The organism is Parachitinimonas caeni, assembly GCF_030129945.1.
Lineage (GTDB): Bacteria > Pseudomonadota > Gammaproteobacteria > Burkholderiales > Chitinimonadaceae > Parachitinimonas > Parachitinimonas caeni.
Window position 1 is genome coordinate 1 of record NZ_JARRAF010000191.1, and the last position, 438, is coordinate 438.

The window sequence follows — 438 nt, forward strand, 5'->3', positions numbered from 1 at the left end:
TTCATGGTATTTCCTTTCCAGTATTCAATCAGTTCAAAGTCGGTCAATCGCGGCGGGCTCAGGCGGAGACCTTCGGGAAGTCGATCTCGACGCGGCTGGCCTTGCCCAGGATGTTGGTCAACAGATTCATGCCGACGTGGGTGATCACCTCGACGATATCGGCATCGCTGTAACCGGCATTGCGCATCTCGATGAGCTCGGCGGTGGTCACCTCGCCTTTGTGCTCGGCCAGCGAGCGGGCGAACTTCACGGCGACGGCGGCCCGGGCATCCTGGCTGCTGCCGGCGCGGTTGGCGGCGATTTCCGCGCCATTCAGACCGGCCTTGCTGCCGATGGCGGTATGGGCCGACAGGCAGTACTCACAGGAATTCTGTTGTGCCAGCGCCAGGGCGATGCGTTCGCGGGTCGGCAGATCCAGGCTGCCGGCACCGGCGACAC

Annotated in this window: 1 protein-coding gene; it reads right to left on the minus strand. The window is 63.2% G+C overall.

Translation table 11 applies throughout. The features are described 5' to 3' along the window. Positions 1-58: 58 nt before the first annotated feature. The coding region (locus PZA18_RS24255) for a carboxymuconolactone decarboxylase family protein (protein ID WP_284103459.1) at positions 59-438 on the minus strand (380 nt) is incomplete at its 5' end.